Origin of the sequence: Vibrio sinensis, from assembly GCF_003605645.1 — a bacterium.
Taxonomy (GTDB): domain Bacteria; phylum Pseudomonadota; class Gammaproteobacteria; order Enterobacterales; family Vibrionaceae; genus Vibrio; species Vibrio sinensis.
Map to the genome: position 1 here is coordinate 21,359 of NZ_QVMU01000018.1, position 21,061 is coordinate 42,419.

Sequence of the window (21,061 nt, forward strand, 5' to 3'; positions counted from 1 at the left end):
TCCTAGACACTTAAATTCTTGAACTCAAAAAAAAACAGCCTCCCAAATGGAAGGCTGTTTCTCTTTATGCACTACCCGAAGAACTTAAAGTAGGACGAGTAGATAATGTGTTGCCCTAAGCTGTAATACCACAGTGGCGCAGTAAGGCATCAATTTGAGGCTCACGACCTCTAAAGCGTTTAAACAGTTCCATTGGCTCTTCGCTGCCGCCCATTTCAAGAATATTATTCAAGAAACTTTGGCCAGTTTCTTTATTGAAGATCCCCTCTTCTTCAAAGCGAGAGAACGCATCCGAAGACAAGACTTCAGCCCAAAGGTAGCTGTAGTAACCAGCACTATAACCACCAGCAAAAATATGACTAAAGCTGTGAGAAAAACGATTCCACTCTAGGCTTGGTAATACCGCTACTTTTTCTTTCACGCTCGCTAACGTTTCTAATACACGCGGGCCAACTTCTGGATCGTATTCCGTGTGTAAGGTGAAATCGAACAAGCCGAATTCTAGCTGACGTAAAATAAACATCGCTGATTGGAAGTTCTTCGCCGCTAACATTTTATCGAGCATTTCTTTTGGTAGAGGCTCGCCTGTTTCATAGTGACCAGAGATAAAGGCAAGTGCATCCTCTTCCCAACACCAGTTCTCTAAGAATTGACTTGGTAGCTCAACCGCATCCCACGGCACACCATTAATGCCTGAAACTGCACCCGCATCAACTTGCGTCAACATATGATGAATACCATGACCGAATTCATGGAATAACGTCACGACTTCATCATGGGTAAATAGTGCAGGCTTACCACCAACTGGCTTATTGAAGTTACATGTGAGGTACGCAACTGGCGTTTGTAATTCTCCAGCTAACGTAATTCGACGACCACGACAATCATCCATCCAAGCGCCACCACGCTTGTGTTCACGAGCGTATAAATCTAGGTAGAAACTACCTCGTAGCTGACCCTCACCATCAAAGATATCAAAGAAACGAACAGATTCGTGCCACGTGTCAATTCCCTCACGCTCTTTTACTGTCATACCAAAAACGCGGTTAAGTACTTCAAATAGACCACTAACTGCTTTTGATTCAGGGAAATAAGGACGCAGTTCTTCATCTGAAATTTGGAATAAGTGCTGCTTTTGCTTTTCGCTGTAATAAGCGATATCCCAAAGATTTAGCGTATCGACACCAAATTCTTTCTTAGCGAACTGGCGAAGTTCTTCCACTTCTCTCTCGCCTTGAGGCTTAGCTTTCACGGCAAGATCATTTAGGAATCCTAATACTTGTGCAGGATCTTCCGCCATTTTCGTTGCCAGTGATTTTTCACTGTAAGTATTAAAACCAAGCATTCGTGCAACTTCATAACGTAGCTTCAATTTTTCAGCGATCAGTTCTGAGTTATCCCACTTACCCGCATTAGGGCCACGATCAGAAGCACGAGTGACATAAGCTTCATAAAGCTCTTTACGAAGATCTTGATTGTCACAGTAAGTCATCACTGGCAAGTAAGATGGAATATCTAATGTGAGCAGATAACCATCCAACTCTTTTGCTTGTGCCGCCGCCTGAGCAGCTGCTAATGCCGATTCAGGCATCCCTGCTAATTCTTTTTCATCAGCCACATGTTTAGTCCAACCCATAGTGGCGTCTAATACATTATTAGAGAACTGCGAGCTCAGCTCAGACGTACGCTTGCTGATTTCACCGTAACGGTGTTGCTCATCGGCAGGTAGACCAATGCCTGATAACTCAAAATCACGTAGTGCATCAGTAATCGTTTTCTGTTGTGCGCGATTCAGTTGGGCAAACTCTTCACTCGCCTTAATCGCTTTGTATGCATCAAACAAACCTTTATGCTGACCAACCCATGTTCCGTAATCAGACAGTAATGGCAGACAGCTCTCATAAGCGTCACGTAACTCATCACTGTTCATGACTGAATTCATATGGCTCACTGGTGACCAAATACGACTTAGGCGGTCATCAGCCTCTTCAATCGGTGCAACTAAGTTCTCCCACGTTGGGTGAGTATTGTCTTTTAATACCGATTCGATTTTTGTGCGACAGTCTGAGATCACTTGCTCAACTGCAGGATGAATGTGTTCCGGCTTAATCTGTGAGAATGGCGGTAAATCCGTAAAGGTAAGAAGAGGATTAGACATAAAGCATTCCTTTTGTTGGAGTAAGCGAACTGACGGGTTCGTCTTTTGAGTATATCGAGTAATTTCAGCGTTCTGGATTCCATCACCAAAAATCACCGTGTTATATAAGTAAATATAGGTAAGTTAAGCGATTTTCAATAGCCATCATCATGGTTTCGTCATAGTGGCGGCTAAATGTCGTGAACAAGGCTCCCGTAGGCCAATTACTTTGAACTGGGTTTGAGTATATAATGAGCCATATTATTTCCATCTATACCTAACAAAATGAAGAAGTAGGTTCGCGAGAAGTCAGTACTAAACGAAAGCATCACTAAACGTTGCTATCGAATAGACGAACATCAACGCCACCAGCACTACTTCAAATTACAGGTGTATTTATTCAATACGGTCATGCGACCGTTTAGAGAGTGTCCTTTGCTTAGTTATCGTCATAGCTTCCACGCCGGAAACCACGCAGATGTCGTCAAACACATCGTACAAAGCCTAATTTTGAATGCCTTATGTCAAAAAGATAAACCATTCGTTTATCATGATACGCACTCTGGCGTTGGCCGTTACGACCTGACTCATGAATGGTCTGAAAAAACCGGTGAATACAAGCAAGGTATCGCTCGTATTTGGGACAAAAATGATATCCCAGAAGAGATTCAAAGCTACCTTGAAGCGATCAAATCACTAAATAACGGTGAAACTCTTCGTTACTACCCTGGTTCACCACGTGTGGCGCGCGCTCACTTACGTCGCCAAGACCGCATGGTATTAACTGAACTTCATCCAAGTGATTTCCCACTATTAGAACAAGAATTTGACCGCGATCGCCAAGTTGCTATCTACAAAGAAGATGGATTTAAACGCTTAAAAGCAAGCCTGCCACCGCAAGAACGCCGTGGTTTAGTGCTAATCGATCCTCCTTATGAGTTAGCAAAAGAGTATCGCGATGTGGTTCAAGCCATTGCTCAAAGCCACAAGCGCTGGGCTACTGGTATTTACGCGATTTGGTACCCGGTAGTTAACCGTTGTGATATCGAAGATATGATTGAGGGCTTAGAGGGATTAGGTATCCGCAATATTCTTCAAATTGAATTGGGCGTATCCCCAGACACCAATGAACGTGGTATGACTGCGTCAGGCATGATTGTTATCAACCCGCCGTGGAAGTTGGAAAGCCAAATGAATGCAATCCTTCCATTCCTTAAAGAAGCGATTGCACCAGTAACGGGCCACCACAAAGTAGAATGGATCGTACCAGAGTAAGTCTGTGTAAAATCTATTTTAAAAGAACAAAAATAAATCAGAAGGTAGATTGAGTTCAACCAATCTACCCTCAATATAAATAATAATCAGAATTAAAACTCATAGGGATCGTGTGGTTGGTTAAGATTACGCGCACCCGCATAACAATTGGAGAAAGTAATGGCGACTCATTTTGACTATATCTGTATTGGTGGCGGTAGTGGTGGTATTGCTTCTGCAAACCGAGCATCAATGTATGGCGCAAAAGTGGCACTTATCGAAGCACAAGATCTAGGTGGTACGTGTGTCAACGTGGGTTGTGTGCCTAAGAAAGTCATGTGGCATGGCGCTCAAGTTGCTGATGCAATGAACCTATACGCTGAAGATTATGGCTTTGATGTAGATGTAAAAGGCTTTAATTGGAGCAAATTGGTAGAAAGTCGCCAAGCTTATATTGGCCGAATTCACGAATCTTACGACCGTGTACTTGGTAATAACAAAGTAAATGTTATCAAAGGCTTTGCTCGATTTGTTGACGAGAAAACCGTCGAAGTAAACGGTGAACATTACACTGCAGATCATATCTTAATCGCAGTGGGTGGCCGTCCAAGCATTCCAAATATCCCTGGCGCAGAATACGGTATCGATTCAAATGGATTTTTTGAACTGAACGAGCAACCAAAACGTGTCGCCGTGATTGGCGCAGGTTACATTGCAGTAGAAATTGCAGGTGTACTACACGCACTAGGTTCAGAAACACATTTATTCTGTCGTAAAGAAACGCCAATCCGTAGCTTTGATCCAATGATCATCGACACGCTCGTTGAGGTGATGAATACAGAAGGCCCAACGCTACATACTCACTCTGTACCTAAAGAAGTGGTTAAAGAAGCAGATGGTAGCCTAACGCTGCACCTAGAAAATGGTGAAAGCCAAAACGTTGATAGCCTAATTTGGGCAATTGGTCGTCATCCGGCAACAGACGCAATCAACTTAGCGTCAACCGGTGTTGAAACCAATGACCGTGGTTATATCAAAGTCGACGAATATCAAGAAACCAACGTAAAAGGTATCTACTGTGTTGGCGATATCATGGAAGGTGGTATTGAACTGACACCCGTCGCGGTTAAAGCTGGTCGTCAACTTTCTGAGCGCCTATTCAACGGTAAAACCAATGCAAAAATGGACTACACCCTAGTTCCTACCGTGGTATTTAGTCACCCACCAATCGGTACTATTGGTTTAACAACGCAAGAAGCTGAAGAAAAATACGGTAAAGACAACGTGAAAGTCTACACCTCTAGTTTCACGGCTATGTACACCGCCGTAACCAAACATCGTCAACCTTGTAAGATGAAATTAGTGTGTGCTGGTGAAGACGAAACGGTAGTTGGTCTTCATGGTATCGGCTACACCGTTGATGAGATGATCCAAGGCTTTGGTGTTGCGATGAAGATGGGTGCAACAAAAGCTGATTTTGATTCAGTTGTTGCTATCCACCCAACTGGCAGCGAAGAATTCGTTACCATGAGATAAAGATATCTACCGTGATGCGATATTGTCGCTACAGTGAATAAATAAAAATCCGAGAGTGTTAAATCACGCTCGGATTTTTTTATACCTTAAACCAAGATTACTTTACTTGTTGCAGGTACTTGTACACCGTTGGCTCTGAAATATTCAAACTGTGCGCTACTTTCCCAACCGTTCCTTTCAACAAGAAGATACCCTCATTGTTTAAGTCGGTAACAATGGTAATTTTGTCTTCTTTAGACAAATCATCCAGCGCCACTGGGTAAGCTGCTAATACCTTATCAATGCGCATATCTACCATCTCTGGAATGCTCACCCCTAAGTGTTCATCAATTTGATCGTCTTCTGAAATGTTGGGATAGCCTGAAAGCAGTGAATCAATAAATCTTTTTGCATTCACAAATTGCTCGACCATCATATTGATACAAAGGGCTCCGACAATCTTCTTTTCTGAATCTCGTATATACAGCGTTGCGCATTTCAGCTTTTTATTTTCTTTCGATAAACCAACATAATTGCAGTGATAATCAACCGACTTATCTGTTGCTAAAGACTTAGCAACCAAGTTAGTTATCGGATCCCCGACTTTACGTCCACTGATGTGACCATTTCTGATCTTGTAAATAGACTGCTCTAAATCAGACACGTCGTGTAGAACAACTTCAACGTCTTCACCTAGAAAATCAGCCAGCATATCCACCATTGGCTCATAAAATGACAAGTAATCCATCCTAGGTGCTCCTTTCTTCCCCTTAAGAATATAATAATTTATCACAAATCCTCGAAATAAGTCAGTTTGTATAATTATTTTTATAAAACACAGCCATTTGAGATCATAATCACGGTTTAGTGATAATTTTTTAGTAATAATATATAAAACAAACCTCAAAACGATAATTTTTTATCTATTCGACCTCCTAAGAGTAAAATTTATGTGGAAAAAGCTTGAGCCATACCGCTCATCAATAGTGTTACTAATGGCACTTATCATTGGCGCAATCTTCGGTATCGCGGCACCTGAACTTGCACTAAAAGTAAAACCAATCGGTCAAATCTTTCTAAACCTCCTTTTCATGGTGATCGTTCCTCTGGTTTCACTTAGTGTTATGTCTTCAATTGCGAGCATGACTGACCTGAAAAAACTTGGCAAAATCCTAGGCCTTGTATTGGTTATCTCAATCGCGATGGCTTTCTTCCCTGCACTGGGTATTGTTGGCATCGCACAGATGTTCGACATCTCTCAAGGTGTAACTATCGACCTTAGCCAAGAGTTCACTGGCGGCAACGGCGGTATGGATTTCGTTAGCATGTTCACCACCAATGATTTTGTTGGTCTACTGTCTAAATCAAACATCCTTGCACTGATCATCATGTCTGTACTTGCAGGTATCGCGACAAGCCAAGCTGGTGAGAAAGGTCAGAAAATTGCTGAACTTATCGATGCTGCAAACGCTATCGTGATGAACATCGTAGGCCTAATCATGAAGCTTGCTCCTGTTGGTCTTGGTGCATTCTTCGCAGCAACAATGGCTTCACAAGACAGCTCAATCCTTGCTCCTCTAGCAACGGTTATCGGCCTACTTTGCGGCTACATGGTGGTTTACTACGTCGTTGGTGCTTGCGTTTACTCGTACATCGGTGGTGGTGTGAATGGTGTGAAACAATTCTGGAAATACGCAGCGGCGCCTTCTATTACGGCACTAGGTACTTGTTCATCTCTAGGTACACTGCCAGTAACGATTAAAACAGCTGACAACATGGGCATCCGTAAAGATATCTACGATATCTGTATCCCACTGTTCGTAAACTTAAACAAATCTGGCGTAGCAATCACTGCAGCAATCAAAGTGGTCTTCATCTACGCAGTACTTGGTCTACCGTTCACTTTTGATGTATTCGCTATGACTATGGTTATCGCGGTGCTATCTGCAATCATCATTGGTGGTGTACCTGGTGGTGCTTTCCTAGGTGAAATCTTCATCGTAACCACTCTAGGTCTACCACTTGAAGCAATTCCAGTACTTGTAGTAATCGGCACTGTGTGTGATGCACCAGCAACCGTACTAAACGTAGTTCACGACTTAAACGCAACACAAATCGTAGAACGCTTCATGGGTAAAGAAACACAACAACAAGAACAATCTCAACCTGTTGAACAATTGGCATAGGACACAGAAAAATGACAAGCAAACATATCGAAACAAAATTAGTTAACGCTGGCCGTAAATCACGTTTCCTACAAGGTTCTGTAAACCCAGTAATCCAACGTGCTTCTTCACTTGTATTTGAAAGTGTTCAACAGAAAAAACACGCAACAGCTAACCGCGCTAAAGGCGAATTGTTCTACGGTCGTCGTGGCACCCTAACTCACTTCTCTCTGCAAGATGCAATGTGTGAACTTGAAGGTGGTGCTGGTTGTTACCTATACCCATGTGGTGCTGCTGCAGTTTCAAACTCTATCTTGGCATTCGTTGAGTCTGGCGACCACGTGATCATGACAGGCGCGGCTTACGAGCCAACTCAAGATTTCTGTAACATTGTACTGAAAGGTATGGGCGTAGAAACTACTTACTACGACCCAACAATTGGTGCTGAAATTGCTGAACTAGTGAAGCCAAACACAAAAGTATTGTTCCTAGAGTCTCCAAGCTCAGTAACAATGGAAGTACAAGACATCCCTGGTATCGTAAAAGCTGTTCGTGCGATTTCAGAAGATATCATCATCATGATCGACAACACTTGGGCTGCGGGTATCCTATTCCCAGCACTTGAGTACGGTATTGATATCTCAATTCAAGCAGGTACTAAGTACATCGTTGGTCACTCTGATGCAATGCTAGGTACTGCTGTAAGTAACGAACGTTGCTGGGATCGCCTACGTGAGCGTTCATACCTAATGGGTCAAATGGTTGACGCAGACACGGCATACGTTGCACTACGTGGCCTACGCACTATGGGTATTCGTCTTGCGCAGCACGAACAATCAAGTATTGAAGTAGCAAAATGGCTATCTGAGCGTCCTGAAGTTGCTGTGGTTAACCACCCTGCACTACCAAGCTGCAAAGGCCACGAATTCTATGTTCGTGACTTCAAAGGTTGTAACGGTCTATTCAGCTTCGTACTGAATAAAAAGCTAACTCAAGAAGAACTTGAAGCGTACCTAGATAACTTTGAACACTTCACCATGGCTTACTCATGGGGTGGTTACGAGTCTCTAATTCTTGCTAACCAACCAGAAGAGCTAAACGCAATTCGTCCAGCAAACCCTGTTGACTTCGAAGGTACGCTAGTACGTATCCACGTTGGTCTAGAAAATGTTGATGACCTAATTGAAGACCTGGAAAACGGCTTCAACCGTGTTTACAAATAATCGCGTTTAACCAATCATATTATTTAGCACCATCGACAGGTGGTGCTTTCTTGGAGTTTCCATGCAAGTCGTATTTTCAGAACAAGCACCAGCAGCGGTTGGCCCATTTTCTCAAGCTATCAAATCAAACGGTATGCTTTACCTTTCAGGTCAATTACCTCTAGACCCTGCAACAATGAAATTTGCTGCTGACACAGTAAATGGCCAATCACTACAGATTTTCAAAAACATTGATGCTGTGCTCGCTGAAGCAGGTTGTGACAAAACTAAAGTTGTGAAAACAACTGTATTTCTTTCAGATATGGCGAACTTTGCTGAGTTCAATGGTTTGTACGCTGAATACTTCGGTGAACATAAACCTGCTCGTTCATGCGTAGAAGTTGCTCGTCTTCCTTTTGATGCTCTGGTTGAAATCGAACTGATTGCTGAACTGTAATTTGCTCCCAGCCTGATTAAAGAAATCTAAAAACCACCGCTCCCCCCGGTGGTTTTTTTATATCCAATACAAAATAATGATCAATTAACCAGCAAAACACCACTCGAAACGCCAACTCGCTTCCAAAACTACAACATACAGCAGTTGATTAATTCACCAACCAATCGATTGACAACATAAAAGTTCATGCATCGATCACATTCCGAATGAAATTCTGTATGCGAAGTATCATTTACAATACAGAATGCGCTGATTTTTGTAAGAAAAATCCTACTAAAACAAACTCTTAACAAAAAAGAAGCATAATTAAAATGAATAAAAAAATATCACTGATTGCTGTGTCGGTTGCTCTAGCACTTTCTGGCTGTGGTTCGGATGATTCAAACAGCTCAACGGCAACACCTGTTACTGGCAAGTTTATCGACAATGCTGTTGAAGGTATGTTCTATACCACAACGTCAGGTAAATCAGGCTTAACCGGTAGTGAAGGCGAATATCAAGCAATGTCAGGTGATACCATCACTTTCTACATTGGCGGCAAAAACGGCCTAAAAGTAGGTGCTGGTTCTACTCGTGATGTACTAACACCATTCGAAGCGGCGGGTAAATATGAGCGTGCTGTAAACCTAGCTATACTTCTACAATCTCTAGATTCTGTAAAAGATGATAATGTCCTTACGATTCCTGATGAACTGCGTAATCCATCTTCAGATATTTTAAAGAAAATGGTAAGCCTATCACTGGATAATCGAGACAGTGTTGAAGCGTTCATTAGTTCATTAGGCAACGATTACACCATCGTTGATGAAGAAGCGGCGATTGCACACATGAACGACTCTTTCGGAGAGATGATTCGTGGTGGTGAAGGTCGTAACCCATTTATCCAGCAAGGTAAATTCGTACGCCAAATTCAAGTCACACAAAACGCAACTCAAAGCGGCACTACAAACACTTTTATCCACGCCGACACCATGATGGACGAAACGCTATATAACCGTACCCGTGGTATGAGCGAAATGACAATCGAAATGGCAGATGCTGATAATATCCGTGTTATGGCTGGCTCTATCGATTCTAGTATCTCCGGTGTTCGTGCATCAGCATACTTGACTTGTCTAGATAAAGGACATGAGTGGTCAGAAGACTCAAATAGCTGTTCAACAGATGTAGCTCTTAATCCGAAATTTAGTTTAGACGGTAACTATCAATACTTATTGCGCGATATTACTAAAGCATCTAAAACAGATGAAGCGCCTGAAGATCGTAAAGTATTTATGCCATTCCGTGCTGATACTATCGCACAACTAAACCACTACACCGCTAACCATGTACGTAATGACCGAGCACCAAACGAAGATAAAGACAGATGGAAGCGCGAAACCATGTCGGGTTCTTACGATCCTGTAACAGGCATTTACACTGAGATCATGAAAGATACATCGCTTGTCATTGGTAGTAATGACATCGCCTGTGATAGCACCGGAAATAACTGTACCGATAGCCGTACCTCAGAAAAAGTATTCTACTCATACAATGTAGAAAAAGATGCTAAAGGTAATTTTGCTGATCGCTACATTGATTTTGTAGGTACTTGGGAAACAACTGCTATTTGTAATGATGGTCAAAGTGCTGTTATGACCACTGTTTTCACAGAAGAAGGTCAATATATTAAAGGTCAAGAATGTGGCACTGGAGGGTCAAATGATTCGTATTATGCATCGGAAGATCAACCAACGTCACCACAAGATATTACCGACACGGATCTGTACAAATATGACGTCACCAGTGACATGTGGTGGTTTGGTCAAACAGGACGTGAATCAAAAGCAACACTAACTGAACTGAATACCCTTGTCCGTTACTGTGATGCTGATAATTACCAACAAGGTGAGCCTTGTGTTGAGAATAATGGTTCTGGTGGCTCATTCGAACCTATTTACTATGTTAAATGGGAATACCAGCCAGCAGGTAAAAACTGGGACCAAGGTTTGCTAATCCGAACAAAAACAAACCGTTCTGGTCAAGTTGAAGACTTTAGCATCATGCAAAAAGTGAAATAATTTACTACTTTGCAAAAAAAAGAGCGGATTGAATCCGCTCTTTTTTATGCTGTTTTCATCACCACCACAGCGGTGATCATCACGATGATCCCAACCCAACCGATGGGTTTTAATTTCTGTCCAAACAGGAAGTAACCACCTATCGCTGTGCCTAAAATGCCAATCGCTCCCCAAGAAGCGTACGCAATCGCTAAGTCTATTTCTTTTACCGCTTGGGCTAATAAAGTAAAGGCACTCATAACGAGTAAAATAGACAACACGCCCCAGCGTTTATATCGGAAACCCTCTGAGCGTGTCAGAGCCATATTGGCCAGAATATCGACCAGCGCCGCCATAACAACAAAGCCAAAAGAGACACTAAAAAACTGATCCATTAGTTTTTCTCCTCTTTTACTTTAGGCCCATGATGGGGCTCTCCCAAAGTAACACATACAATACCAACCACCGCGAGGCCAAGCCCCACCAGTTGTTGAGCATTCAAGTCAGAATCAAATAAGAACAAAGAAACCACGGTAATGAGAGAGATACCAAGCCCCTCCCAAATAGCATATGCAACACCAATAGAAATTTGCTTCGCAGCTAACGACAAAAAGTAGTAAGAAATGGCAATGAGTAGGTACATAACTAAGTACCCCCATATCGCATCGTTATTGCTAATAAAGTTCATGGTACTCGTCCCCGCCACTTCAGCCACAATGGCAAGCAGTAAGAACATTCGTGCAAGAAACATCATTCACCTTCATAGAAAGAAATAACGGAGAATTTTCGCTTCATATCGCCAAGTTATCGCTGCAAGCACAGCATTAACAACTTCGCTTTTTTGAGTAATCTAAAAAGTAGAGATGGGAAGAAATTCAACGGTCGCAGTGAGCGACCCCTACAGGTTATCGCTGGGTAAGAAAAACCGAAAGGTAATTGAGATATTCAAATATGAATATCTCTCTAATTTTGTTCACTATAGACTGCTTTCTTGTAGTGCGGTACTGATCACCTGATGCAAGTGTTGGTGTAAAGGATGATTACGGTAAGTCTGCAAATAACCACCAGAAATCACAAAGTGACTAAATTCACGGTTAACCGTCGGCATAGGATAGCTTTCCACGCCATCCATTAATCGAGCGGTACTTTGACTAGCAAACATGATCGCATTTGTCTCCAGCAACATCTGCTGAGCCACTCGTAAACTGTAAGATTTCAGAATGACATTGGGTTGATAGCCCATGCGTTGATACTCTGATTCAACTGTACACTCGGGTTTATAAAGATCCGGAGAGGGTAAAGAAATGATCGGCAACTGAGATACGGTAGGCCATTCATTACAAAGTGATAGGGTCGGATGGTTTGATCTTGCGACGATCATACGTTTTTCCCGATACAGCGGTCGCATGTAGATATCACTTAATAAATCCGTTTCTTGATCCAAAATGCAATACTCGTGCAAGCCTTCCAACATCTCATCTTGGCTATAAGCACTCCAATGAGAAAAGCAAAACGACGCGTTGGGAAATGCGCGATAGCAATGTTTCAGCAGCACAGCCCCTTGTTCATCCATCAAAAAAGGATCAATAACAATAGAAATACGCCCGGTGTAACTGTGTGCATCGAAGTTTTCAAACTCATTCAACACTTTTTCTATCGGTCTTAGAATATTATCGAATTCTTCTGCCAAGCGTATTGCCATTGGTGATGGTTCAACGCCATGTGCTTTACGTACAAACAGTGACTCGTTAAACACAGCTTTTAGTTTCATCACGCCACGACTGGCGCTCGGTTGCGAAATACCTAATTGTTTAGCCGCAAGTTTAATACTCTTATTGTCGACCACGGCTTTTAGTAAACGCATTAAGTTTAGGTCTAAAGAATCAAGTTGATGAGACATCGTGCTACCCGTTAGAGGCGACTTATTAAATACAGTCAGGAAACATAACTACAGGCTTGCAGCATACTAAAGTTTCCTGACTTTGGTAATCGCTAACCCTAACCTAAAATAGAGACCTGAGAGGCCTGCCCATTGGGTCACATTAAATCAATAGGGTTAAGAAGTTACGCCAGAATTCACACACATCACATTAAGCAGTGACGTCCCTTTTAATTGGTTTACTTTACCACTGGTGAATAGGCCCAATCGTTCTTTCCCCCAATACGGAAGATGTATTGGCCAATCATTTTTTGTCATAACCTTTGAATCTAATAGCATTTCCCACTGCTGCTGATTCGGTAAGGTCATCCCTAACCCATTACATAAAGAAGCGGCCCCGTCATAGCTTAAACGATTCCACGGCAAGCCATTTTCCATATAAAACTGCTCATCGGTAGAGAGCATATAAGGAACTTGATAGCGGGTGTCTGAAAGCAATGTTTGCACTCGAATCGCCACTTCCGTGGTTTTCTTTGCTGGCTTGGCCGGTTCGACGGAGGTAAGGTTTGTCTCAATTTTTTTGCTTGGCGCAAAGACCGACGTGACTTGCTTTTGAGTCGTTTTCGTCGCTTTCGGCACCTCTTTGTGATCATTCAATGATGATTGTTGTGAAGTGGTGGATTGCGGAACGGTAGATTGTGGAACGGCAGATTGCGGAGCGGTGGAACGTTTTTCGCCTTTTACCACTTCACGGATAAAAGCTTCTTTGTAGGTCGTGAGCTGTTTTACTTGTGATAAATCACGTTTTGCTTGAGAGAAATCAGTATATGGACCAATTAGACACCGGTAGTCCTTACCCTCTTTTTTCATCCAAACGTCTGTCGATATACGAGCATAAATAGGCTTTGCTTGTGCTAAAGCAAGGGGCTCTACTAATAAGCCACACTGTATCCAAAAGTTGGATTGCTGACCACGAGGTTGCTGCTTACCCCATAAACCTTTGCCAATTGGACAAGAAGTATCAAGCATCGGCAGTTCTTGAGTCGATGATTGAGTCGCATCACAAAGAAATTCTTCTGCCATTGCTGAGGGTGACATCAACGGCAAAGCACATAATGCAATACCGGCAAGCTTTAACATCGTATATTTCGGTAATCGGGTCATATTGATATCCATTCGCTAATCTCAAATCTTTTCATACCCAGCCTTTGCTGCACATATCAGATGTTTGTCCGGGTATCTCTGCATTATTAATGACTCACTGTGGAGAAAAGATGAATGCAAAAAAAGAGCCGCAATTCATTGCGGCCCCCAGTGTAAATAAGATTAAGTGTTCAATTCTCCAGCGAAGATCACCCTTTATAGATTTTTGGGTTAAACACGTCGCGTAACCAGTCGCCAAGGAGGTTAATCACCAGCACCAAAGTCACCAATACAATCCCTGGAAACGCCGTAATCCACCAAGCGCCAGAGAAAATATAGTTAAAACCAATACTAATCAGAGCGCCCAAAGAGGGTTGATCCACCGGCAAACCCAGACCTAGGAAAGAAAGTGCCGCTTCCGACATAATGGCATTCGCAACTTGCACGGTTGAAATCACCAAAATTGGAGATAAACAGTTAGGCAAAATATGACGGAACATAATACGAGGCGCTTTGAAGCCCATCACTCGCGCAGCTTCAACATACTCTTTTTTCTTTTCTGCGAGTACAGAAGCACGAACCGTACGGGCATACTGTGGCCATTCGGCAACCCCGATAATCACCACCAGCATAATGACCGCATATTGATTGTAAAAATCACTACCAAAGCTCGCTTTGAAAATAGCGGAGACAATAATGGCAACCATCATGGTTGAAAAAGACAACTGAACATCAGCAAAACGCATCAGGAAGTTATCGATTCGACCACCAAAATAACCCGCAGATAAACCAATAACGATGCCTAAGAACAGTTGTAAACCAACCGCTAAAAAACCAATGGTTAGAGACAGTCTAGAACCATAAAGAATCGTGGAGAGTATGTCTCGGCCTTGCTCATCAGTCCCAAGCAGGAAGCGTTCTTCACCTCCCTCCATCCATGATGGCGGCAGTTCTGAGTCCATGATGTCTATTGATGCCAAATCATAAGGATCAGTCGGCGCAATCAAAGGAGCAGCTAACGCCAGCACCAAGAAACACATAAAGACAAAGAAACTGAACATGGCGACTTTGTCGCGCAAGAAGTAGTACAGAAAATCCGATTGTTTAAAACGAGCCCAACGTGACGGAGCTTCAGCAAGTTGTTCCATGATTAAGCTCCTTTACCAGTAAGGTTAACGGTTGGGTTAATAATGCCGTACATCAGGTCAACAATGGTGTTAGTGACAACGAAAATAAGCCCAACAAAGATAACGTAGGCTGTAATTAACGGCGTATCGACTCGATTAATCGCTTCCAAGAATAAGAAGCCTGTGCCCGGCCACTGAAAAACTGTTTCCGTCAAAATCGTATACGCGACCATGGTACCAATCTGTACTCCACCCACGGTCAATACCGGCAACATGGTATTTTTAAGTGCGTGTTGATAATAAATTTTGTTCAGTGCCAGTCCTTTTGCTTTAGCAAATTTAATGTATTCCGAGCTCAACACTTCCAACATTTCAGAACGCACCAAACGAATAAATAGCGGCAACATGATAGAGGCTAAAGAAATACAAGGTAGAACCAAGTGCGCTAAGCCATCCAGCGTGAAATACCCAGATTGCCAACCTAAAACATTCGCCGTTTCACCTCGTCCATAAGATGGGAGCCAACCGAGTTCAATTGAGAAGACATACATCAACATAATGGCGGTTAAAAAGACCGGAATAGAAATACCAACACTACTTAAAGCCATCACAACTTTGGTGAAAAAGCTTTTGGGGTGAATCGCAGAGTAAACCCCTAACGGAATAGAGCAGACAATAATGATCACTGCTGCACCAAAGACAAGCTCGAGAGTGGCCACTAACTTATCAAGAATAACGTCCACCGCCGGACGTTTAAAGAAGTACGAAGTACCGAGATCCCCTTGCAGGGCGGCACCGATAAATCGAGTATATTTGGTAATGAAGGGATCGTTGAGACCGAGATCATCTCGCAAAGCTTGACGCTCTGCTTCAGAAACGGACTGGCCTACAAGCTCACGCAACGGGTCACCCAAGTTATCCTGGATGGCAAACGCCACTAAACTGATCACAAACATCACTATCAGTGCCTGAAACAGGCGATTGACCAGAAACGAAAACATTCCTTGCCCCTTTATCTATCCATAGAATTCTGTCTGCCTTGAAATTCATGAAACCAAGACAGATGATACTTTCAGCCTAATATTGATACTTAATCCGACTGAAATAAAATTAAGTACATTCAACGTGTAGAATTAAGTGTCACTATCAACGTTTAAAATGAACATATTGATAGTGAACACTTACTTTAGTTTACCGCTTCACTTTAATTACTTAACCACTAGGTCGCCAAAGTAAGGCATTACCATTGGGTTAACGATATCCGCCGCTTTCACGTTAGATTTCGCGCCCCACGCTTCACTTTGCCAATGTAGAGGAACAAATGCAGCATCGTTGTACAGCGTTGCTTCTACGCCTTTCAGCATAGCTGCACGTTTAGCTGGATCAGTTTCGATGTTAGCCGCTTCAACCACTGCATCCATTTCTGGATTAGAGTAGTAACCACAGTTGTACTGGCCACGACCGGTATCTTCGTTACGCGTCATGGTTAGGAACTCATTAAAGTTCGCTGAATCTTCTGTATCTGAGTGCCAGCCGATCATCAACATATCTGCTGCACACAGGTCAAACTCAGGCCAGTATTGCGCCTTAGGCATGGTTTTAAGATCAACCTTGATACCGATTTTCGATAGCATTGCCGCCGCCGCTTGTGCCACTTTAGCGTCATTCACGTAACGGTTGTTCGGTGCCATCATGCTCAGAGTAAAGCCATCTTCATAACCCGCTTCTTTCATCAGCTGTTTAGCTTTTTTCAGATCGTAACGTGGTACCAGTGCAGTATCATGACCGACATAACCGTCAGGACTTTGTTGGCCTGCCGCAGTCGCGAAGCCTTTCATGATTTTCTTCACGATACCTTCGTTGTTAATCGCATGCACAATAGCTTGACGTACACGTACATCTTTTAATGCTTCATTACTGTTTTGGTTCATTTGGAACGTGATGATACGAGTACCCGGTAGCGTCACAAGATCGATGCCCTCAGCCGACTTCACGCGCTTATGGTCGTTCGGTGCTACTGGGTGAATCATATCCACACCACCAGAAAGTAGTGCAGCTACACGAGTCGCATCTTCTTTGATTGGTACAAGCGTAAGCTTCTCTACGTTACCTTCTGATTCCGTATCCCAGTAATCACCAAAGCGTTCAAACTCGACTTTTACGCCTTGTTCACGCTCAGTCACGATAAATGGACCAGTACCAGAAACGTTAGTTGATGCAAAAGAATTGCCGTGTTTCACTAACTCAGATTTATCTTTACCATCAGCGGTCTTACCTGAATAAAACTTACTATCCATTGGGAAGATATAAGTCGCCGTTTGAAGAACCAATGGATATGGACCTTTGGTCACTAGGTCAAAAGTGTAATCATCCACTTTCACAATCTTCTCATATGGGTCGAAGATCGCTTTAAAATCTGGTGAGCTTTGTAGACGGTCGAAAGTCCAAACTACATCATCAGCAGTTAGTGCGTTACCAGAGTGGAACTTCACTCCCTCACGTAGTTTGAAACGCATAGTCTTGTCATCAATACGTTCCCAGCTTTGTGCAAGACGAGGTTCAAAATCCATCTCTTGGGTGAAGCGAACAAGTGGATCAAATACCATGTGTGACATTTGCAGCGTACCGCCAGATAGCTGCTCATGTGGGTCTAAAGATACTGGGTCAGCTGCGTAGCCAACTTTAATATCTGCTGCCATAGCGTTAAAGCTTAGACCTGCAGCCATTAGCGCCACTGCTAATTTGCTTTTCATGGTTTTCATTGCATAACTCCTTATGCGGGATCCAATCCCTAATTGTTGTGTTTGCATCAAATTGATAGCGAAGCTACTGCCTGCCATCCACGACTTATGCCGTTTTTATTGCTTCTCTTAATCCGGTAAATTCCGGCATCAAAGAAATAAGTTGTTTACTGTATTCATGCTGCGGAGCAGTAAATAAACGTTCAGTAGGAGCGACTTCAAGTAACGTACCCATCTTCATTACACCAACGCGGTCGCACATTTGGCGAATAACCGGCAAATCATGGCTAATAAATAACATGGTGAGGTTGAGCTCATCTTGAAGGTCTTTAAGTAAGTTCAGAATCTGTGCCTGTACCGATACATCCAATGCTGAAGTCGGTTCATCACAAATAAGTAGACGTGGCCTTGTAGCAAGAGCGCGCGCGATAGAAATACGTTGACGCTGACCGCCAGAAAATTCATGTGGGTATTTCACGCCTGCCATTCTGCCTAAACCAACATGATCTAACAGATCGTTAACGATCTGTCGCGTTTCTGCTTCACTATTGGTAAGTTTATGAAAGCGAATAGGTTCTGCGATGATATCGAAAATTTTCATGCGTGGATTCATCGAAGAGTATGGGTTTTGAAACACCATCTGCATTTGGCGACGTAAAGGACGACGCTGCTTTTCAGAGGTCATTGCCGTTAAATCGGTTCCCTCAAAGGTTACTCGTCCTGAGTTCGGTGCATATAGACCGGCAATAATTCGAGCGATAGTCGATTTACCCGATCCCGATTCCCCAACAAGACCGAAAGTCTCACCTTCAATCACATCAAAACTGACATTGTTAGATGCTTGAACGTATTCACGTCGACTTTCAAACAATGAATCTTTCGTCACAAAGCGTAGACTGACATTTTCAACGGTTAATAGAGAACCCTCATAAGAGCGCTGATCTTGGCTTTGCCCTAACCAGTGATTTTTAACGTCTAACGGTTCCATTTCGTGCGCTTCTTCTATGTAGCTCACCAAAGGAAAACGAGACAATTTAATATCTGAACGAGGCACTGCTGAAATTAAGCTGCGAGTATAGGAATGATCGGGATCGCCAAGAACCTTAGCCGTGGGGCCAAATTCAACTAAATCACCACGGTACATTACCGCAACGCGATCCGTTACATTGGAAACAACACCCATATCGTGGGTAACCAACATACAACCTACGTTGTTCTTAATGCACAACTCACGAATCAAACTCAAGATTTGGTCTTGGATAGAAACATCTAAAGCCGTGGTCGGTTCATCTGCAATAATTAAATCGGGCTCGCCGGCTAGCGCTATCGCAATCACAACACGCTGACGCATACCACCAGAAAACTGGTGAGGGTATTGTTTCAAACGATTTTCAGGTTGTGGGATACCGACTTGGTTCATTAATGACAATGAACGCTGATAAGCTTCTTCATCTGTCACCGACATGTTGGCGTGAATGGTTTCTTTTAACTGCTGTTCAACCGTAAAAAGAGGGTTCAACGAAGTCATCGGATCTTGGAAGATAAAACCAATTTTTGAACCACGCACTTTGCGCATCTGCTCTGGGGATAAACCAGAGATTTTCTCTCCTTCAAGATAAACATCACCACTGGCGATCAAACCTGGAGGGCTTAACAAATCAATGACGGCATTACCTACCGTTGATTTCCCCGCACCAGACTCGCCAACAACACCAACAATTTCACCACGTTCAATATTTAATGACAGCGACTTAACAGCCGCATGCACACCATGACGTGACGGATATTCAATACGAAGGTTTTTAACTTCTAAAAGTGACATTACCAGACCTCTACTGCTTTGGCAGTTTTCTGCCCTGTCTGTAAAAATGAATCCATTCTTTGCCAGAACAGTGTTCTGACAATTTACAAGAGCATCAATTTGGCAAATATTTCACAAAAAAGCAACAAACACAGTATAAAAAGTCGAAATGGAACAAAAAACAAGCAGCATATCAAAATATCTATGCATAACCTTTGGATCATTCATTGTCATATTCTTAGCTTACTTAATGGTATAACCAGTCAAAAACACCACTAAAATGATTAAAACAGGCTAAATAGCTAAAAGGCCTACCAAAGCAAACTGCATACTCAAACATATAAATCGCATACTTAATCGTTAACAGTGACGATACATAACATCAATGAAGTAGTGTTATTTCAGACAATTAGATCTCCATAAAAGACCGAATCCAGCATAGACACCAAAAACATAAGGAATTGGCAGTTAAATCATTCAATGAAGTACTCATAAGTTGCTTAGGGTCACTCATGAATAGTCATATAGAATATTAAAGACAGCAGAATCGTTGGAAAAAGAAATAATGCCGCTTTTCGTGGATATTAAAAGGCAATGGGTATCAAAATATTTATAAGCAATAAAAAGGCCCTAGCATTTCTGCTAAGGCCTGAAGATAGGGTGTAGAGAATTCTGCGCTGATTAGAATATCTCTTTATAGCGCGCACTCTTTCAAATTAATATTTCTAATATCATTAAATGACAGATGTAAAAAAGCCCCAGCATTTCTGCTGGGGCTTAGTGTAGTGGTCGGTGAAGAGGGATTCGAACCCCCGACCCTCTGGTCCCAAACCAGATGCGCTACCAAGCTGCGCTATTCACCGACAAAGTTTTATCTTAATTTTCATTAAGAAAGGGAGCAAAGCTACCTAAATAATGGGGTGGCTAACGGGATTTGAACCCGCGACAACCGGAATCACAATCCGGGACTCTACCAACTGAGCTATAGCCACCACAATTTCTTCTGTCTATCGCTTAATCTAAGCCACAAACTAAATAGTGGTCGGTGAAGAGGGATTCGAACCCCCGACCCTCTGGTCCCAAACCAGATGCGCTACCAAGCTGCGCTATTCACCGACTAAAGTTTCTTCTCGATTTTAATCAAGAAAGGAAGCAAATGCTACCTGAATAATGGGGTGGCTAACGAGGCTTGAACTCGCGACAACCGGAATCACAATCCGGGACTCTACCAACTGAGCTATAGCCACCACTGTTTTTTACCGATAATACTTCCGAGGCACATGGTACGCCCGAAAGGATTCGAACCTTCGACCTTTGGCTCCGGAGGCCAACGCTCTATCCAACTGAGCTACGGGCGCATGCCCTATCGGCGGAGAGGAATAATACGGATATCACACTATGCCGTCTAGTGTTTTTTTTACTTTTTTTCCTGACTGCTGTCTTTTTCGGCAATATAACAGTAATAAGCAACAAATAGGGATGTGATGTAACCCTTGTCGCGAGTATGTAGTGGTTTATTGCAACAACTTATCGGGATATAATCACTCAATATTTACATTGTTTTAACAGCGTTAAAGCATACACATCAGTCACACTCTAAT

General features: G+C 42.7%; 16 protein-coding genes and 5 tRNA genes. 6 read left to right on the forward strand and 15 right to left on the reverse strand.

Annotated elements, in window-relative coordinates; translation table 11 throughout:
- Window positions 1–115: 115 nt before the first annotated feature.
- Window positions 116–2,158 carry an oligopeptidase A gene (gene prlC / locus DZ860_RS16255; RefSeq protein ID WP_120033402.1) on the reverse strand — a complete coding sequence of 681 codons (2,043 nt, stop codon included), beginning with the start codon at window positions 2,156–2,158 and terminating at the stop codon, window positions 116–118.
- Window positions 2,159–2,572: 414 nt separating this feature from the next.
- On the opposite strand from prlC, the gene DZ860_RS16260 reads away from it, so the two are divergent.
- Both DZ860_RS16260 and gorA read left to right on the forward strand, forming a co-directional pair.
- A complete protein-coding gene (locus DZ860_RS16260) occupies window positions 2,573–3,412 on the forward strand; it encodes a 23S rRNA (adenine(2030)-N(6))-methyltransferase RlmJ (protein WP_120033405.1) in 840 nt (279 codons plus the stop codon).
- A gap of 159 nt (window positions 3,413–3,571) precedes the next feature.
- On the forward strand, window positions 3,572–4,927 hold the full coding sequence (gorA, locus tag DZ860_RS16265) for a glutathione-disulfide reductase (RefSeq protein WP_120033408.1): 1,356 nt from the start codon (window positions 3,572–3,574) through the stop codon (window positions 4,925–4,927).
- Between the two features lie 97 nt (window positions 4,928–5,024).
- On the opposite strand, the gene DZ860_RS16270 is transcribed toward gorA, so the two are convergent.
- Window positions 5,025–5,654: a helix-turn-helix transcriptional regulator gene (locus tag DZ860_RS16270; RefSeq protein WP_120033411.1), complete on the reverse strand. Its 630-nt coding sequence runs from the start codon at window positions 5,652–5,654 to the stop codon at window positions 5,025–5,027.
- Between the two features lie 247 nt (window positions 5,655–5,901).
- Between DZ860_RS16270 and DZ860_RS16275 the strand changes: the two genes are divergently transcribed.
- From DZ860_RS16275 to DZ860_RS16290, 4 genes are all read left to right on the forward strand, one after another.
- Window positions 5,902–7,092 carry a dicarboxylate/amino acid:cation symporter gene (locus DZ860_RS16275; protein WP_243641874.1) on the forward strand — a complete coding sequence of 397 codons (1,191 nt, stop codon included), beginning with the start codon at window positions 5,902–5,904 and terminating at the stop codon, window positions 7,090–7,092.
- A gap of 11 nt (window positions 7,093–7,103) precedes the next feature.
- Entirely contained in the window at window positions 7,104–8,294 is a 1,191-nt protein-coding gene (gene metC, locus DZ860_RS16280) for a cystathionine beta-lyase (protein ID WP_120033417.1), read from the forward strand.
- Between the two features lie 61 nt (window positions 8,295–8,355).
- Window positions 8,356–8,730, forward strand: a complete 375-nt coding sequence (locus DZ860_RS16285) for a RidA family protein (RefSeq protein ID WP_120033420.1) — start codon at window positions 8,356–8,358, stop codon at window positions 8,728–8,730.
- 311 nt (window positions 8,731–9,041) lie between these two features.
- Window positions 9,042–10,790: a hypothetical protein gene (locus DZ860_RS16290; protein ID WP_120033423.1), complete on the forward strand. Its 1,749-nt coding sequence runs from the start codon at window positions 9,042–9,044 to the stop codon at window positions 10,788–10,790.
- 44 nt (window positions 10,791–10,834) lie between these two features.
- Here DZ860_RS16290 and DZ860_RS16295 read toward each other — a convergent pair whose 3' ends face one another.
- The 13 genes from DZ860_RS16295 to DZ860_RS16355 all read right to left on the reverse strand — a co-directional run bounded on the left by DZ860_RS16295 (window position 10,835) and on the right by DZ860_RS16355 (window position 20,818).
- Window positions 10,835–11,164, reverse strand: coding sequence for a multidrug/spermidine efflux SMR transporter subunit MdtI (locus DZ860_RS16295; RefSeq protein WP_120033425.1), 330 nt, complete (start codon window positions 11,162–11,164; stop codon window positions 10,835–10,837).
- The gene (locus DZ860_RS16300; protein ID WP_120033548.1) at window positions 11,164–11,520 is read right to left on the reverse strand and encodes an SMR family transporter; all 357 of its coding nucleotides are present in this window, start codon (window positions 11,518–11,520) and stop codon (window positions 11,164–11,166) included. Before DZ860_RS16300 ends, DZ860_RS16295 begins: the two co-directional genes overlap by 1 nt.
- Before the next feature lie 225 nt (window positions 11,521–11,745).
- Entirely contained in the window at window positions 11,746–12,669 is a 924-nt protein-coding gene (locus tag DZ860_RS16305) for a LysR family transcriptional regulator (protein WP_120033428.1), read from the reverse strand.
- Window positions 12,670–12,825: 156 nt separating this feature from the next.
- Entirely contained in the window at window positions 12,826–13,812 is a 987-nt protein-coding gene (locus DZ860_RS16310; protein WP_120033550.1) for an SPOR domain-containing protein, read from the reverse strand.
- Between the two features lie 188 nt (window positions 13,813–14,000).
- Window positions 14,001–14,939, reverse strand: a complete 939-nt coding sequence (locus DZ860_RS16315; protein WP_120033431.1) for an ABC transporter permease — start codon at window positions 14,937–14,939, stop codon at window positions 14,001–14,003.
- Between the two features lie 2 nt (window positions 14,940–14,941).
- Window positions 14,942–15,919, reverse strand: coding sequence for an ABC transporter permease (locus DZ860_RS16320; RefSeq protein WP_120033434.1), 978 nt, complete (start codon window positions 15,917–15,919; stop codon window positions 14,942–14,944).
- A 207-nt stretch (window positions 15,920–16,126) separates the two neighbouring features.
- Window positions 16,127–17,680, reverse strand: a complete 1,554-nt coding sequence (locus DZ860_RS16325; RefSeq protein WP_120033437.1) for an ABC transporter substrate-binding protein — start codon at window positions 17,678–17,680, stop codon at window positions 16,127–16,129.
- Window positions 17,681–17,765: 85 nt separating this feature from the next.
- Window positions 17,766–19,481: a dipeptide ABC transporter ATP-binding protein gene (locus tag DZ860_RS16330; protein WP_120033440.1), complete on the reverse strand. Its 1,716-nt coding sequence runs from the start codon at window positions 19,479–19,481 to the stop codon at window positions 17,766–17,768.
- Between the two features lie 765 nt (window positions 19,482–20,246).
- Window positions 20,247–20,323: transfer RNA gene (locus DZ860_RS16335), tRNA-Pro, on the reverse strand.
- A 53-nt stretch (window positions 20,324–20,376) separates the two neighbouring features.
- Window positions 20,377–20,452: transfer RNA gene (locus DZ860_RS16340), tRNA-His, on the reverse strand.
- Between the two features lie 47 nt (window positions 20,453–20,499).
- Window positions 20,500–20,576: transfer RNA gene (locus DZ860_RS16345), tRNA-Pro, on the reverse strand.
- Between the two features lie 55 nt (window positions 20,577–20,631).
- Window positions 20,632–20,707 (reverse strand) — tRNA-His (locus DZ860_RS16350).
- Between the two features lie 34 nt (window positions 20,708–20,741).
- A tRNA-Arg gene (locus DZ860_RS16355) sits at window positions 20,742–20,818 on the reverse strand.
- Window positions 20,819–21,061 lie beyond the last annotated feature (243 nt).